This window comes from Ruegeria sp. O6 (genome assembly GCF_056535045.1).
The window spans coordinates 71,578-86,719 of record NZ_JBQERM010000016.1; the positions used below are offsets into that span (position 1 = coordinate 71,578).

Consider the following 15,142-nt stretch of genomic DNA (forward strand, 5'->3'; position numbering starts at 1 on the left):
CGTTAACCTAGACATAATATGAATAAGTTCGAAAATATAGTGAGCACAATGTGAACGAGCAAAAAAACGTCGGCTTCCAGGATATCCGCGATGAAGTTCTAAATCGCATCCAGACCAGAATTTGGCCGCAAGGCAGCCTGCTGCCCACCGAACTGGAGCTTGCCGCCGAGTTCGGCTGCGCCCGCGCGACTGTCAATCGAGCTCTGCGTGAACTTTCTGATCAGGGCATTGTAACACGCAAACGCAAAGGCGGCACACGTGTGGTTACAACACCGGTCAAACAGGCCAGATTGCCGATTGCGGTAGTCCGTCAAACCATTGAAGATATGAATGCAGAATACCGGTATGCGTTGGTCAGCCGTACACTTATTGATTGCCCGGCATGGCTACAAGCCAAACTCGGGCTGCCCGAGGGTACGCAAATTCTGCATTTGCGCTGTATGCACCATGCAGACAATCGCCCCTTCCAGTACGAGGAACGATGGATCAATACAGCCGCGGTACCGCACGTCATGGATGAAGACTTTCTGACCACCGGTCCAAACGAATGGTTGCTGGCCGAGGTTCCTTTTTCGAACGCGGAAATTGCATTCTCAGCTGTTCCGGCAACCGGTCCGCTTCAGGACTTTCTTTCTGTTCCGCCCGGAACACCTTTGTTCCAGTTGGAGCGGACAACGTGGTTTCGCAATACCCCAGTCACTTTCGTACGAATGACCTTTCATCAGGGTTATCAAATGCGGACTACGTACTGAGGCTTTTCCGCTATTGGTGGTCCTGCCGAAAGCCAAATCTCGACCCGCTACTCCGCTTGTCTCAAATAGGCACTACATCAAGTGCATGTGCATTCGGGTGGCCAAATTGCCAAGAACCCAGACGGTGCCAAGGATCATTATCATCAGAACCAGTGTCGAAAACAGAACTAGGTGCAGATCTTCACGGCTGCTGCGCCGACGGTCGATATGCAGGAAGTAGACAAGCTGCAGCACAAGCTGTGCCAATCCAAGCAACCCGATGGTCAGGTAAACACCAACCGTTTCAATCCCATAAACCTGTGCCACGCCAAACATTGCCAAGGTCAGCAACAGCGAGCCACCGTACCCGATCACATAGCGCCGACGCTCGCGACGATGCATTTCAGAGCGCTTATCCATAGGTCAGACCTCCGAAAAACACGATGGTAATGATCCCAATCCAGATCAGATCGAGAAAATGCCAGAACAACGCCAGCCGCACAACGCGCGAGATAACCACATCCGTCATGCCCTTGACGCGCAGCTGGATACCCAAAACGATCAGCCAAAGGCATCCAGTCGCAACGTGCAGACCATGAAGCGGGACCAACCCAAAAAAGGCTGACAGAAAACCGCTGCGCTGCGGAATGCCACCTTCTTCCGCCATGGCCATGAAGTCACGCACTTCCAGCACCAGAAAACTAAGGCCCAGAACAAGCGTGACGCCAAACCATAAGACAATGCGACCGCGCGGCAGATTGTACTTCAGCGCCAGCATCGCAAGACCGACTGTCAGGCTGCTGGTCAGCAGTATCAGGGTTTGCGCAAAGACACTTTTCAGATCAAACAGCTCGTGCGGGCCGGGGCCACCTGCCTGCGCATCGATCATCGTTATGTAAATCGCAAACATCAGGCCGAAATAGACCAGATCGCTCATCAAGAAGACCCAGAACCCAAAGGTGACAACCTCGGCCGCCTTGTGGGCGCTGGCGTGATGTTCCCCTAGATTGATACCGGGATAGCTGTGTGTCGGCGCGCGCTTCATGTCGCCACCTCCAGATCCGGGCGGGCAAGGCCGCGGTTTTCCGAAGAAGTTTCAGAGTCACGATCAACTGCGGCTTCGCTGTGGACCAACGCCAGCCAGGCTTCGTGATCCCTTCGCACCTCTTCCGCGGGGATGGTGAGTTCTGTGCTGTCATCAAATGTCCAGATGATCACCGCAAGGATCATCAAAACCGTCATTATCGCGGCAAGCCACCAGATCCACCAGACCAGCGCAAATATCCATATGCCGCTGAGAACACACAGGACAAAGCCAATTCCCGTGTTTCGGGGCAGTTCGATATCTTCATAAGCGTCTGGTGTTGGATAGGCCGTTCCTTTTGCCTTCTGTGCCGTGAATTCATCCCGATCCGTAACCTTGGGGATGATCGCAAAGTTGTACGCGGGAGGCGGTGAAGGGATAGTCCATTCCAATGTGCGACCATCCCAGGGATCCCCAACAGGAACGCGGGTTTGGTCGCGGTCACGAATGCTGACCCATAGCTGGATCAGTACCGAGAACAATCCACAGGTAATAACTATTGCTCCGATGATGGCCACAATCATGAAAGGGTGGAAAGACGGATCGCTATAGCTGAAAGAGCGGCGTGGCATGCCCAATAGCCCGACGAAATAGAGCGGCATGAATGTCAGCAAAAACCCCCCGGTCCAGCAAAAGACAGAAACCCGGCCCCAGAATTCGTTCAGTCGGAATCCAAAGGCCTTGGGGAACCAGTAATTGTATGCCGCCAACAATCCGAACAACACGCCAGGCAATAACGCGTTGTGGAAATGAGCTACCAAAAACAGCGTATTGTGAACCTGGTAATCTACGGTTGGGTTTGCCAGGATCACACCGCTCAGCCCACCGATGGCAAACAGCATCAAAAATGACAGCCCATAGAGCATCGGCACCGAAAACCGAATGCGCCCCCGCCACAGCGTCGCCATCCAGTCATAGACTTTCACGCCGGTTGGGATGGCAATCAGCATGGTCGCAATACCAAACACCGCGTTGATCAGCGCGCTTTGACCCATGGTAAAAAAGTGGTGCAGCCAGACCGTGAACGACAACACTGCGATCGACATGGTCGCAATAACAAGCGAGTTGTAGCCATAAAGCCGTTTGGCCGAGAAGGTCGCAAACACCTCGGAATAGATGCCATAAGCAGGCAAAACCAGCAGGTAAACCTCGGGGTGGCCGAACAACCAAAACAGATTGGCATAGTTCATCATGTTGCCACCGAGGTCGTTTGTGAAAAAGTGGAAATCAAGATAGCGATCAGCGGCAAGCATCAGCGCGGCGACACCCAAAGGCGGCATAGCAAAGACGATCAGGATCGAACTGCAAATGATTGTCCAGCAATACATCGGCAGCCGCATGAACGTCATGCCCGGCGCGCGCAACTTGTAGATCGTAACGGCAAAATTGATACCCGTCAGCGAGGTGCCAATGCCCGAAACAACGATGGCCCAGATCCAGTAATCCGGTCCAACACCGGGATTGAACGCTGCGCCGGTATACGGTGGATAGGCTGTCCAGCCGCCGGTCGAAAACTCTCCAATCACCAGCGACACCATCAGCATCATGCCTGACGAAACCGTAAGGCCCAGACCAATCTGGTTTAGTCGCGGGAACGCCACATCGCGCGCGCCGATCATCAGCGGGACAATGTAATTCGCAACACCAAAGACAAAGGGAACGGCAACAAAGAAGACCATGATTGTGCCGTGAGTGCTGAAAAGCTCGGCAAAATGTTCGGCTTCGAGGAAACCGTCGCCGGGCCCGGAAGCCTGCTGCGCGCGCATGACAACGCCTTCAAGCACACCGCGCGCCAGCATCACGATGGCAAAGACGATATACATGATACCGATCTTTTTGTGATCGACGCTGGTCAGCCAATCGCGCCACAGGGGTGTCCACAGACGAAACCAGCTCAGCAATCCTACGACAACAACAACGCCAATAATCACAACAGCTGCGGCTGTATTGGCCACAATCTCATTAGTATTTGGGTTCTGGATCAACCCGGCAATCGGAAAAGCGTCCCAACTCAGACGCCCGAAGAAACCTGTCTCGGTCGGCGTCATTTTTGCGCCTCCTGCCCAAATGATGCAGTTCCAGGCTGTAGATCGATGGGCAGCGGCTGACCGCTGTGGTAGCGGCTCAGGATATTCCGGAACAGATCGTCTTTTATTGTGAAGTAGAGCGCATCATCCGGCATCCGAGATGTTCCCAAAGCGGCCTGAACTTCATCCCTGTCGGTCCGCATGGCCAGTTTCCGATACGTTGCCACATCTAGTTGGATGCTGTTGTTACGCACTTTTTCGACCCAAGCGTCGAAATCCTCATCACTCATTGCGATGGTGCGGAACTTCTGCTTGGTAAAGCCCCGTCCGTTGTACTGAGTGTTTTCACCCTGCATCACTTCCGGCGCATCCGCGACAAGATGTAACTGGGTGGTCATGCCCGGCATCGCATAAATCTGTCCGGCCAGCGCGGGTATCATAAACGACTGCATCACGGTATCGGTTGTCAGCGTCAATGCAACTTGCCGCTTTGTCGGAATTCCGAACTCTCCTACAGTGGCGACCCCAAGATCGGGGTACAGAAACAGCCACTTCCAATCCAGACCGACAACCTGAACCCGCAGCGCCGGATCTTCACCAAACGGTGCCGAATACGGGTCAAGCCGATGCGTCGCCTTCCAAAGGTAAAAAGACAGCAAGGCCACGATTATGACAGGCACACCCCACATTACAAATTCCAGCTTTGCCGAGAAATCCCAATCCGGCGCGTAGGGCGCAATGCGGTTGCTCCGGCGGCGATACCGAAACGCTATTATCGGGACCAGCACCAATACCGGGATAACGGCCAGCAGGATCAATACGGTCGCCCGAAGCAAATGCGTTTTCTGAACTGCCGCTATTGGGCCTTCCGGGTCCATAAAGCTGTCGCTGGCCAAAGCTGGTTGCGCCGAAACGATCAACAGGAGCACAACGACAAGCCTGAGCAAGGATGGATTGGACGAAATGACTTGTGCCACAGCTGACTGTCCTCTCCTCATCTCAATCCCATCCAACTATCGGCAAGCGGGTGAATTTTCTCAAGAGTTTTTCCGAACCGGGGATTGCCATCCTCAATTTTCTTTCAACTTTGGGTGTAAACGGCGACGGGTCGCGCGGCATCTTCCCGTTGACTTGCAAGGCCAGTCGGGACAGATAAATCGTCAATGCGTATTTTGCTGTTCACTCTAGGATTGATCATTCTGTCCCAGACCGCACTGGCACAGGATCGTGCAGCAATTGAACGCCAGTTTCAGTCGTGGTTGTTGGAGACGATCTGGCCGCAGGCGCAGGCCAAAGGTGTTTCGCGCAACACACTGCAACAGGCGTTTTCTGGTGTTACTCTGAACTGGGACCTGCCTGATCTGGTTCCCCCCGGACATAAACGCAAAACGCCCAAGGCGCAAAAACAAGCCGAGTTTGGATCGCCCAGCCGGTATTTCAATCCGGGGTCAATTCAGGGCGCAACGTCTATCGGGCGCAGGATGGCGAGGCAACACTCTGCGATTCTTGCCAAAGTCGAACGTCAAACGGGCGTTCCTGCTCGTATCATTCTGGCAATCTGGGGCAGAGAGAGCGGCTATGGGCAGGTGCCGATCCGCCATGATGCGTTCAGGGTTTTGTCGACCAAGGCATTCATGAGCACGCGCGCGGACTACTTCACGGCCGAGCTTATCGCGGCTCTGCAAATCGCGGAAGCAGGACCTCTGCCAGCCCGGCAATTGAAAAGCAGTTGGGCGGGCGCGTTAGGACAACCCCAATTCATGCCATCAAGCTATTTGGCTTACGCCGCAGATGGCAACGGCGACGGACAGGTCGATATCTGGGGGTCATCCGATGATACAATCACATCGATTGGCAACTACCTGAAACAGCACGGCTGGATCGCCGGGCGTGACTGGGGTTTCGAAGTGTCTGTGCCAGCAACCGTTTCATGTGCATTGGAAGGACCTGATCAAGGGCAGTCAATCCAGCAATGGGAAGCGATGGGCATAAACCGGGTCTCGGGCAAACCTTTTCCAGCCCACGAGTTGAAGGGGGCAGGTTACCTGATGATGCCGGCAGGACGATTTGGTCCTGCTTTTCTGGTCACTCCGAATTTTTACGTTTTGAAGGAATACAACAAAAGCGATCTGTATGCTTTGTTCGTCGGCCACGTCGGTGACAGAATCCAGTTTGGAAGCGGCGATTTTAAAGGGCAATGGCGCAAGGTCGGCGGCTTGTACCGTTCTGATATAGCAAAAATGCAGGGCGCGCTGGAAAGCTTGGGGTACGATGTTGGAGGCGTTGACGGCTTGCCAGGTTTCAAAACCCGCCGATCCATAGGCAGATGGCAGGAAACGAAGGGTGTTGCACCCACCTGTTTTCCCGAAACCTCGATGACAACGAAACTGGTCCGATAAGGCGCCAAGCATGCGTTGAACGGTACCACGCGACTTGCTTGAGCATCTTATCGCCGGTCGCAACAGACCGCCGTTATCACCAATCTTTGCGGTTCCGATCATATTGTTGCCCATTCGAAAACGGACTAGATGCGTCAGATCATGTATTTCCAAGAAGCTCGGATGTTTGCCGACGGGATACTTGTGTACATAAGACACGTTACTTGACGCAGCTTGCGACTAAGTGAGCCGTGTTAATTTCAGTTGCACAGTCCCTGCCATCCAAATTCTTTTCGGCCGCGCAGTCCTAAACTACTCGTCATAACAAGGCGCTATGCCCATCCAAAGAAAATATACAGGACTCCGTCCGGGAGTTTTTCAAGACAACCGACGCCGCTCCAAACATATCAACTTTCCGTGAACGACAAATCGTCGTCAGATTTTGGCACAGAGTTATAGCGGAAGGGTCTCTGGGAACTGTGGTTCAGGCCTTGTATACAGGAAACACCGGAGTCGGCTTTTGACTCATCTGGACCGAGGTGGCACGATTTGGTCAATAACGGCCGGCACACCGGGCATGATTGATTGACGCGGTTTTGAAGACTAAGAGGACATTCCGGATGTTTTCTGCTTTTCCGGCCAAGTTTTGTTTTGAGAGGCACCATGACACGCAAAGTCACCAAAGCAGTTTTTCCAGTGGCGGGAATGGGAACCCGGTTTTTGCCGGCAACCAAATCTGTTCCGAAAGAGATCATGACGTTGGTGGATCGCCCGCTGGTGCAATATGCAATCGATGAAGCGCGCGCCGCTGGTATCAAAGAGTTCATCTTTGTGACGTCTCGCGGGAAATCCGCGCTTGAAGATTACTTTGACCACAACCTTGTCCTCGAACAGGAGTTAATGGCCAAGGGCAAAAACAAGCTTCTCGATATCCTAAACAAGACCAATATGGAAAGCGGCGCGATTGCCTATATCCGCCAACACAAAGCCCTGGGGTTGGGGCATGCTGTATGGTGTGCACGCCGTTTGATAGGCGATGAACCCTTTGCTGTAATGCTGCCTGACGATGTGATTGCTGCAGATAAACCATGTCTGCAACAAATGGTTGAAGCCTATGAGGAAACGGGCGGCAACATGGTGGCAACGATGGAAGTTTCACCAGAAAAGACCAGTTCGTACGGCGTTCTGGATGTCGTCGACAGTATCGGCCCGGTCATTCCGGCCAAGGGTATGGTTGAAAAACCCGAACCCTCAAAAGCGCCATCCAATCTGGCGGTTATCGGGCGCTATATTCTTCGACCTTCCGTATTGAACAACCTGAACGCAATGAAAACCGGAAGCGGCGGTGAAATCCAACTGACTGATGCGATCGCCGAGGATATCGCATCCGGCGTGCCCGTTTTTGGCTACAAGTTCGACGGGCAGCGTTTCGATTGCGGTTCAAAATCCGGTTTTCTGCAAGCGACAGTTTCCTTTGCCCTTGCCCGTGACGACCTGCGCGATGATCTGAGCCAATATCTGAATGACATCGTTGCAACTGGAAAAGCGGCCCAGTAGCCACGGGATCTCCCATTCCACAAAAAGAATTGAACAATATCGTTGGTCATCAGCAATTCAGGGGCACGTGTATGAACAGAACGGTCTATCCAGTCATCCTGTGTGGTGGTTCAGGAACGCGTTTGTGGCCCCTGTCGCGCAAAAGCTATCCCAAGCAATTCGTTCCACTTGTCGGAAAAACCAGTCTGTTACAGGATTGTGCCGACCGGATGCTTGGACCCTCGCATACGCCCTATGCCAAACCAATGGTTCTCACCAACGAAGCCTTTCGGTTTATTGTACCTGAACAGCTGACCGCTATTGGGATCGACCCCGGTCCGATTCTGATTGAGCCTGAAGGGCGAAACACGGCCCCTGCCGTACTGGCGGCTGCGTTGTACCTTGCCTCACGTGATCCGGATGCCATCATGCTGGTCGCGCCTTCAGATCATGTGCTTCCAAACAAGGCGGCTTTTCATCAGGCCGTCGCCACAGGCGTGCGCGCAATTGCCGAACGAAGCGATCTGGTGACATTTGGCATCACGCCCACTCGGCCCGAAACCGGGTATGGCTACTTAAAGCTGAACGACGCCCCAGACGCGTCCGGGGGTGCAGTTCGCCTGGATCGGTTCGTGGAGAAGCCGGATTTGGAAGCCGCGCAGGCGATGGTGAAAGATGGCAGTTACCTGTGGAATTCCGGCATCTTCCTGTTTGCGGTACGTGACATCGTTGCAGCATATAAAAAATACGCAAGCACCCTTGTTGCACCTGTCCAAAAGGCCGTCGACAGCGCAAAGGCAGATTTGGGGTTCCTGAGATTGGACCCTTCGGCTTGGGCTGACGTCGATGACGTCTCGATCGACTATGCGGTCATGGAAAAAGCCCCCAACCTTAGCGTGGTTCCGTATTCCGCAGGTTGGTCGGATGTTGGAAGTTGGACGGCTGTTCAAGAATTGTCAAACCCTGATGAAAACGGCACCGCGACAAATGGGGAAGTAACCACAATCGACTGCTGCAACGTTCTGATACGATCAGAATCGCCAGCTCAGGAAGTGGTGGCAATGGGGCTTGAGAACATTATCGCAGTTGCGATGCCGGATGCTGTGCTGGTTGCTAGCATGGACAAAGCCCAGGACGTCAAGCAGGCTGTCGCTGCCTTAAAGGCTAAGGGGGCCAAACAGGCAGATACGCTTCCGGTCGATCACCGCCCCTGGGGCTGGTTTGAGAGCCTCGTGATCGGTGACAGATTTCAGGTCAAACGAATCCATGTACATCCTGGCGCTTCACTCAGCCTGCAGTCCCATCACCATCGGTCCGAGCATTGGATTGTGGTTGAGGGCACCGCCAAGGTCACAATCGATGATCAGGAACGGTTGGTTAGCGAAAATCAGTCCGTCTATATCCCGCTGGGTGCCGTGCACCGGATGGAGAACCCTGGCAAAGTGCCCATGGTTTTGATCGAAGTGCAGACCGGCACCTATTTAGGCGAAGATGACATCATTCGATATGAAGACATTTATGCCCGGGACTAAGCGGCGACATAGTTCTCTATAGGCCATACTCGGGTCGGCTTGTCCCCGGAGATACTTAGGTTAACAGATTATTTCCTGTGCGGTCGGCCAGGTCAGACGGGATTGACGCGCCTTACGGCAGAGTGGCGCGCGACCGACTTTCGGACCGACAGCCACAGGAGGACCCTCGTGTCAATGACCTCACCCAGATTGCGCCTGCCTTTTCTACAACCTTCGCAGGCTCAAAAACACGTTACTCACAATGAAGCACTGCGGCAGCTTGATCTGGTCGTACAGCTGACAGTGCGAACGACCAATTCCAGCACTCCGCCCGTAGTCCCCGAGCAGGGCGATGTCTATGCTCTAGGCGTCACCCCCACCGGGGACTGGGCCGGACATGCAGGAGAGCTTGCCGCATGGCTGGACGACGCCTGGCATTTCTTGACCCCGTATGCGGGCTGGCGCGCCTGGGACGAGGCCACTGGTGAACTGAAGTTCTGGAATGGGTCTGACTGGCTGCCCTTGCCCGTCAATACTCAGAACCTGAATGGTGTTGGGGTGGCAACAAGTTCGGACGCTACGAATCGCTTGTCTGTCCGAAGCCCGGCAACGCTTCTGAGCCATGAGGGCGGCGGGCATCAGCTAAAGATCAACAAGGCGGGTGCCAGCGATACAGCATCGCTGGTGTTTCAGTCGAACTGGACCGGTCACGCTGAAATGGGGTTATCCGGAAGTACGTGGTTTTCAATCAAAGTGTCCCCTGACGGAGGTACCTGGACGGAAGCTCTGACTTTTGACCCCGCGACCGGAACAGCGGCTGGTGCAGCTGTTCAGGGCAATGCGACGGATACCACTCCGGGTCGCCTGATGCGTGCCGACTACGGTTATGGGCCGGGTAACCTTCTGGGGTCGGTATCAGAAGTTGGCGGTATACCAACCGGTGCGGTCATAGAGCGCGGAAGTAACACCAATGGCGAATTTACACGTTTTGCCGATGGAACCCTGATCTGCACCGCCGCGTTGCTTCCTGTCGCATGCACGGCCGCGGAAGGCGTATTGTTCGCAAGCGCTGCAATGACGTGGAACTACCCAGCTCCATTTTCCTCTGCGCCAAGCGTTAGTGGCAGCGCTGGAGCCAATAATCGTTTCATCGGGTTTGATGTGCCCGGAAACACTCAAGCCACGTGCAAAGCCCTCTCTGTAACTTCGGATACAGCGGCTTTTTCACCAAGTGTCATCGCCATAGGGCGCTGGTTCTGAGCACAGCTGCCGCCTGAACTGTGGTTCGGGCGGTTTTTTTGCGTCGTCGGTCTATTTCTATAGCAATCGCCAATTCCATTGGACCCGCTACAGGCGCCTTGCTCCGGGCGAAAAGTGGGCGGCGCAACACCGCCCGCTTACTGGCTGTTTATTACTGGTCCATGCCCAGAATTGTATCTTTTCAGCTGACAATGGACGTGATTCAACAAGTTCTGCGCAGCACGACGGATTGTAAAAACTCTGTTCCCGCGCATATTGCCTCAAAAACAACAAGAAAACATGGGAACTCAGCAACCATACCTGTAAATCATTGAAACCGGCGCTGGATTCTTCGATTTTGCCCGCGCCGTTGATAGTAATTGGTATAAAAGGATTAGGCAGATGCGCATTGCAATGATCGGCACCGGGTATGTGGGCCTTGTTTCCGGTGTGTGTTTCTCGGACTTCGGTCATGATGTGATTTGCGTTGATAAGGCTGAGCAGAAGATCGATATGCTCAAAGCCGGACAGGTGCCTATTTATGAACCAGGTCTGGACGTGCTGATGGCGCGAAACGTCGCGGCTGGCCGCCTGAGCTTCACAACCGATCTTGCAGCCGCAGTGGACGGCGCGGATGCTATCTTTATTGCAGTTGGAACGCCAACCCGGCGTGGAGACGGCCATGCGGATCTGACCTATGTGATGGCAGCGGCGGAAGAAATCGCTCAGGCTGTCACCGGGTATACCGTTATCGTCACAAAATCGACTGTGCCCGTCGGAACAAACCGAAAAGTGCAGGAAACAGTCAAGGCCGCTAACCCCCTGGCCGAATTTGACGTGGCTTCGAACCCTGAATTCCTTCGCGAAGGCGCGGCAATAGACGATTTCATGCGCCCGGACCGCGTTGTGGTCGGCGTCGAAAATGACCGCGCTGCCGAGGTGATGGCAGAAATTTACCGCCCTCTTTACCTGCGCGACTTCCCGATCCTGACCACCGATCTGGAAAGCGCCGAGATGATAAAATACGCCGCCAACGCGTTTCTAGCGACCAAAATTACCTTCATCAATGAAATCGCCGGGCTATGCGAAAAAGTTGGTGCGGATGTCAAAGAAGTATCGCGTGGCATTGGCCTTGACGGGCGGATTGGCAACAAATTCCTGCATGCAGGACCTGGCTACGGTGGTTCATGTTTTCCAAAAGACACGGCCGCGTTGGCCCGGATCGGGCAGGACCACGCGCATCCGATGCAAATCACCGAGACCGTCATCCGCGTGAATGACGAAATCAAGAAACGGATGATCGAGAAAATTCGTGACGCATGTGACGATCATTTCAACGGCAAGACCGTGACGGTTCTGGGTGTCACGTTCAAACCCAATACGGACGATATGCGCGACGCGCCATCACTGTCCATCGTCCCCGCCCTGATAGGCGGAGGCGCAAAGGTGCGTGTTGTTGACCCACAGGGAAAATCTGAAGGAGAGGCGCTTTTGCCGGGCGTCGAATGGTGCGACGATCCGTACATCGCCGCGCGGGGCGCGGATGTTGTTGTGCTGCTGACGGAATGGAATGAATTCCGCGCGCTGAACCTTTCCGAAATTGCGGCGTCAATGAAATCAGCCAGGATGGTCGACCTGCGCAACATCTACTCGAAAACTACAGCGCTGAAATCGGGGTTCGAAACCTACGTCGGCGTTGGACGCTGAAAGCACCCGTCCAATCATACCGTTTCGCAAGTAGTTGACGGATCATAGTGCGGCTGTCCAAACCCGGTAGCGGCCTTGTCCGGTGACTTCGCGCACCAGACCTCTCCGGGTGAACAGGTCAAAATTCCGTTGAACCGCCGCGCGGGAAGAATTGGTAAGTTCTTCTGCAAGTGGGGCCGAGACCATCGGCCACGCCGCCAGAGCATCAATCAGACGCGGGGGGGTGCGACCGCTCAGATCCTGCGTCGCGTCGCGGGCCTTACCCTCCCAGACACTGATCCTGTCGAGGTGCAGCAAAGCCGCAAGAACAGCTTGCCCGGCGCCCTGTATCCAAGACCCTAACTTTTCCGTCGGCCCACCTGTTCCGCGCAACGCACCCGGACCAGACAACGCCAGTGGCATGAACATTGCGCCGCCCCGCCCCATCGAAGCCGCGTGCCGCGCTGCGATGATTGCCGCCTCGGTGTCTTGTCCGACCCCCTGCGAAACCGCTCGCCATGCATGAAACGCGATGGCCGATTGTGTCACCGGGTGCAGCCTTTCAGCATTCCGCATGACTTCGGCCAGATCAACGATCGCTTCAGGCGTCGCATCGGCCCCCTGAGCCAGACGGTCGAGAAACGCGGTCAACCCGCTTTCCCACCCGCCTGTCGCAGGGCCCGCGCCAGAGCTCAGACGGCGCACGGCCCAACCTGCCCGGAACAGCGCCTGCACGTCATCGTGGGTCGCGCCGATCCTCAGACCCGTCCACAAAGCCAGGCGGTCCACGCTGACCCGATCCCCTGTCCACCACCCCAGATCGGACGTTTCCATAAGTGCCAAACGATGCGTCCACCCCTCAGGCCCCGAACGCAGCCGCTCATCCAGAGCGCCAAAGGTCAGGGCAAGATCAGCAAGCTCTGCCGACAATTCTGATTGTGCCGAATACCAATCGCGCGGATCGAACAATGGGCGCTGATCCGATCGGGGACCAGGCAAAAAGAAACCTTCCTCCACGTCCTGGTCCGGGGGCAAAAACCAAGGGTCGTCTTCTTCTGCCGGATCACCGTCATAGATGCTGGCTGGGCCAAGATCATCGACCTCGTCTTCTGGAAGGGGCATGGTTTTCTTCGACGTCATACCCGGCATTCTTCGGGCATTTGCAACAGTTCACAAGGTTTTTCCATCAGCCCGAGAATGTACGGGTCAACACTTCCAGTTCGTTGCTTAAATCCGTCTGCGGGGAACTGCCCAACAGCATAAATCCATAACCGCCCTGCTCCCATTTTGCAGTTGCCAAACCGCTCAACACCGTTTGTTGAACTTCGGTATCTGCGGCATTCGGTCCCTGGCGAATGACACAGAAGGCAAGTGGTTGACCCTGATCGTCGGCAAAAACCACTTGGATCAAGGGCTTGCCTTTGAATGAAAGAACCTGCGCCCGCTTCAGCTCCAACCCTGGCAACGCTTCCAGTGTTTCCTTATTCAGCGATCGTCCCAGCTCGGCTTCGGCCATTGCAAATTGTTTGGTCAGCGACGCGTCCGAACTGTCCAGCGATGCAATCGTTTCCGGCACGTAAAGTGATTGATAGATCGCGGCCTGCTGGGCCCAGCTTAAGTCTGCTGGCCGGGTGGCCCAGAATGTTACGGCGACGGCTGCAAACGCCGCGCTGGCAGCCACCGCAACAAGACGCAGAAACCCGTTATTGGCGGGCCGCGTCGTTTTTTCTGGAAGGTCCACCTTCGGCGCTTCAGCGGGCAGGTTCTCAAAAACATCCCGAACAACAGGCGCAATCGGATCCAGCGCCATCAGACGATGTTCCAACGTAGCGTCATCTTCAACCGCAACATCAATAGCGCGGGTCTGAGCCTCATCCAGGCTGCCTTCCAGATACGCTAATAGCGTCTCGTCGGAAAACGTCATTTGCCACTCCGTCGCGCGGTGTCCGCTGCATCAACCTGCATCACAGTTTTAAGTTTCTGCCGGGCATTCGAAAGCCGGCTCATGATCGTGCCAATTGGAACCTCCAACAAAGCGGCGGCTTCGCGGTAACTGTACCCCTCAACGAAGACGAGCATAACCGTTTCGCGCTGTGCCTCTGGCAACTGCATCACTTGAGTAAACACTTCAGCCGCAAAAATATTCGTTTCCGTGTCCGGTCCCGTTGCAACCAGATCCGCTTCGGGGGTCACCGACAGCGCCTGCGCGCGCCGAACCGACCGCGAACGCAGCTCATTCAGCCAAATCGACCGGCAGATTGTCATCAACCAGCTGTCCAGACGGTTGTGCGACGTCACCTGATGATGTCGTTCAAGCGCGCGCAAACATGTGGCCTGTAACAAATCATCGGCTACATCCGAGGCACCCGATAATGCCAGCGCAAACCGCCAGACACGCTTCGAATGCGTCTGAACCGCATCGCGGACGGCTTGTTCAGAAGTCATCTCAGCTCTCATCGAATGATCGCGACCTGCTTGTGTTTCTCAATCGCGGATCGGACCCGCAAGGGCAGAATTGCCATATTTAGCAGTGAAATGAAACGAAACTCCTGTTCCAAGCAGTCACGTTTGCGTCTGTAATTGTTGCAGCGCCTGTTTCTGCAACCAACTGGGTGTTGGATACTGGCCATTTGCGGCAGTTGTATTGGTTTCGACCAAAGGCATGGTGTTCCAAAGCACATAAGCCGTTCGATTGCGGTTATGGATTGCTTGAGTTTTTTTGGTATTGGTTGCGGGTTTGAGGGTTAGGTCTTATTTAGCGTGTTTGGATGTTGGGATGGGTTGGTCTGCCGCAGGGTTGCATCTGTCCTTTAGGCGCGACGGGATATGGGGTATCTGAGCGTGCGCACCGTTTCACGGATTTGGAGAACGCAATGATGAAGCGCGCCTGGAACAAGTGGCGATCGGGCTATATGGGCCGGCTTGTCGGTGAGAGCTTTTATGCGCAGGG

Annotated in this window: 14 protein-coding genes; 7 read left to right on the forward strand and 7 right to left on the reverse strand. The window is 54.8% G+C overall.

What is annotated here, in order from left to right; translation table 11 throughout:
* Positions 1 to 50 precede the first annotated feature (50 nt).
* Positions 51 to 752: a GntR family transcriptional regulator gene (locus ACR0DY_RS17250; protein ID WP_480483631.1), complete on the forward strand. Its 702-nt coding sequence runs from the start codon at positions 51 to 53 to the stop codon at positions 750 to 752.
* A gap of 72 nt (positions 753 to 824) precedes the next feature.
* Here ACR0DY_RS17250 and ACR0DY_RS17255 read toward each other — a convergent pair whose 3' ends face one another.
* Genes ACR0DY_RS17255 through ACR0DY_RS17270 form a run of 4 tightly spaced genes read right to left on the reverse strand, consistent with a single transcriptional unit; the run spans position 825 to position 4,819 of the window.
* Complete coding sequence (locus tag ACR0DY_RS17255; RefSeq protein ID WP_480483630.1) at positions 825 to 1,151, reverse strand: cytochrome o ubiquinol oxidase subunit IV; 327 nt, start codon at positions 1,149 to 1,151, stop codon at positions 825 to 827.
* A complete protein-coding gene (locus ACR0DY_RS17260) occupies positions 1,144 to 1,776 on the reverse strand; it encodes a cytochrome c oxidase subunit 3 (protein WP_480483629.1) in 633 nt (210 codons plus the stop codon). The genes ACR0DY_RS17255 and ACR0DY_RS17260 overlap by 8 nt, the downstream gene beginning before the upstream one ends.
* On the reverse strand, positions 1,773 to 3,863 hold the full coding sequence (locus ACR0DY_RS17265; RefSeq protein WP_480483628.1) for a cbb3-type cytochrome c oxidase subunit I: 2,091 nt from the start codon (positions 3,861 to 3,863) through the stop codon (positions 1,773 to 1,775). The genes ACR0DY_RS17260 and ACR0DY_RS17265 overlap by 4 nt, the downstream gene beginning before the upstream one ends.
* Positions 3,860 to 4,819 (reverse strand): cytochrome ubiquinol oxidase subunit II, encoded by a 960-nt coding sequence (locus ACR0DY_RS17270; protein ID WP_480483627.1) that lies wholly within the window; start codon positions 4,817 to 4,819, stop codon positions 3,860 to 3,862. Before ACR0DY_RS17270 ends, ACR0DY_RS17265 begins: the two co-directional genes overlap by 4 nt.
* Positions 4,820 to 5,005: 186 nt before the next feature.
* Here ACR0DY_RS17270 and ACR0DY_RS17275 point away from each other — a divergent pair, with 186 nt between their 5' ends.
* From ACR0DY_RS17275 to ACR0DY_RS17295, 5 genes are all read left to right on the forward strand, one after another.
* Complete coding sequence (locus ACR0DY_RS17275; RefSeq protein ID WP_480483626.1) at positions 5,006 to 6,241, forward strand: lytic murein transglycosylase; 1,236 nt, start codon at positions 5,006 to 5,008, stop codon at positions 6,239 to 6,241.
* A gap of 642 nt (positions 6,242 to 6,883) precedes the next feature.
* A complete protein-coding gene (locus ACR0DY_RS17280) occupies positions 6,884 to 7,777 on the forward strand; it encodes a UTP--glucose-1-phosphate uridylyltransferase (protein ID WP_480483625.1) in 894 nt (297 codons plus the stop codon).
* 71 nt (positions 7,778 to 7,848) lie between these two features.
* Entirely contained in the window at positions 7,849 to 9,288 is a 1,440-nt protein-coding gene (locus tag ACR0DY_RS17285; protein ID WP_480483624.1) for a mannose-1-phosphate guanylyltransferase/mannose-6-phosphate isomerase, read from the forward strand.
* Positions 9,289 to 9,462: 174 nt separating this feature from the next.
* Entirely contained in the window at positions 9,463 to 10,527 is a 1,065-nt protein-coding gene (locus ACR0DY_RS17290) for a DUF2793 domain-containing protein (RefSeq protein ID WP_480483623.1), read from the forward strand.
* A 381-nt stretch (positions 10,528 to 10,908) separates the two neighbouring features.
* On the forward strand, positions 10,909 to 12,213 hold the full coding sequence (locus ACR0DY_RS17295; RefSeq protein ID WP_480483622.1) for a UDP-glucose dehydrogenase family protein: 1,305 nt from the start codon (positions 10,909 to 10,911) through the stop codon (positions 12,211 to 12,213).
* A gap of 42 nt (positions 12,214 to 12,255) precedes the next feature.
* Here ACR0DY_RS17295 and ACR0DY_RS17300 read toward each other — a convergent pair whose 3' ends face one another.
* From ACR0DY_RS17300 to ACR0DY_RS17310, 3 genes are all read right to left on the reverse strand, one after another.
* The gene (locus tag ACR0DY_RS17300) at positions 12,256 to 13,314 is read right to left on the reverse strand and encodes a helix-turn-helix domain-containing protein (RefSeq protein ID WP_480483621.1); all 1,059 of its coding nucleotides are present in this window, start codon (positions 13,312 to 13,314) and stop codon (positions 12,256 to 12,258) included.
* A 64-nt stretch (positions 13,315 to 13,378) separates the two neighbouring features.
* Positions 13,379 to 14,116, reverse strand: coding sequence for an anti-sigma factor (locus ACR0DY_RS17305; protein WP_480546951.1), 738 nt, complete (start codon positions 14,114 to 14,116; stop codon positions 13,379 to 13,381).
* Positions 14,113 to 14,637: an RNA polymerase sigma factor gene (locus ACR0DY_RS17310; RefSeq protein WP_245220757.1), complete on the reverse strand. Its 525-nt coding sequence runs from the start codon at positions 14,635 to 14,637 to the stop codon at positions 14,113 to 14,115. Before ACR0DY_RS17310 ends, ACR0DY_RS17305 begins: the two co-directional genes overlap by 4 nt.
* A 323-nt stretch (positions 14,638 to 14,960) precedes the next feature.
* On the opposite strand from ACR0DY_RS17310, the gene ACR0DY_RS17315 reads away from it, so the two are divergent.
* Positions 14,961 to 15,142: hypothetical protein (locus ACR0DY_RS17315; protein ID WP_480898800.1), on the forward strand; the 182-nt coding region annotated here is incomplete at its 3' end.

Bases quoted from the DNA above. Each gene is read 5' to 3' on its own strand.
- ACR0DY_RS17280 (WP_480483625.1), top strand. From the start codon at position 6,884: ATGACACGCAAAGTCACCAAAGCAGTTTTTCCAGTGGCGGGAATGGGA.
- ACR0DY_RS17310 (WP_245220757.1), bottom strand. From the start codon at position 14,637: ATGACTTCTGAACAAGCCGTCCGCGATGCGGTTCAGACGCATTCGAAG.
- ACR0DY_RS17265 (WP_480483628.1), bottom strand. From the start codon at position 3,863: ATGACGCCGACCGAGACAGGTTTCTTCGGGCGTCTGAGTTGGGACGCT.
- ACR0DY_RS17300 (WP_480483621.1), bottom strand. From the start codon at position 13,314: ATGCCCCTTCCAGAAGACGAGGTCGATGATCTTGGCCCAGCCAGCATC.
- ACR0DY_RS17255 (WP_480483630.1), bottom strand. From the start codon at position 1,151: ATGGATAAGCGCTCTGAAATGCATCGTCGCGAGCGTCGGCGCTATGTG.
- ACR0DY_RS17290 (WP_480483623.1), top strand. From the start codon at position 9,463: ATGACCTCACCCAGATTGCGCCTGCCTTTTCTACAACCTTCGCAGGCT.
- ACR0DY_RS17275 (WP_480483626.1), top strand. From the start codon at position 5,006: ATGCGTATTTTGCTGTTCACTCTAGGATTGATCATTCTGTCCCAGACC.
- ACR0DY_RS17305 (WP_480546951.1), bottom strand. From the start codon at position 14,116: ATGACGTTTTCCGACGAGACGCTATTAGCGTATCTGGAAGGCAGCCTG.
- ACR0DY_RS17260 (WP_480483629.1), bottom strand. From the start codon at position 1,776: ATGAAGCGCGCGCCGACACACAGCTATCCCGGTATCAATCTAGGGGAA.
- ACR0DY_RS17285 (WP_480483624.1), top strand. From the start codon at position 7,849: ATGAACAGAACGGTCTATCCAGTCATCCTGTGTGGTGGTTCAGGAACG.
- ACR0DY_RS17295 (WP_480483622.1), top strand. From the start codon at position 10,909: ATGCGCATTGCAATGATCGGCACCGGGTATGTGGGCCTTGTTTCCGGT.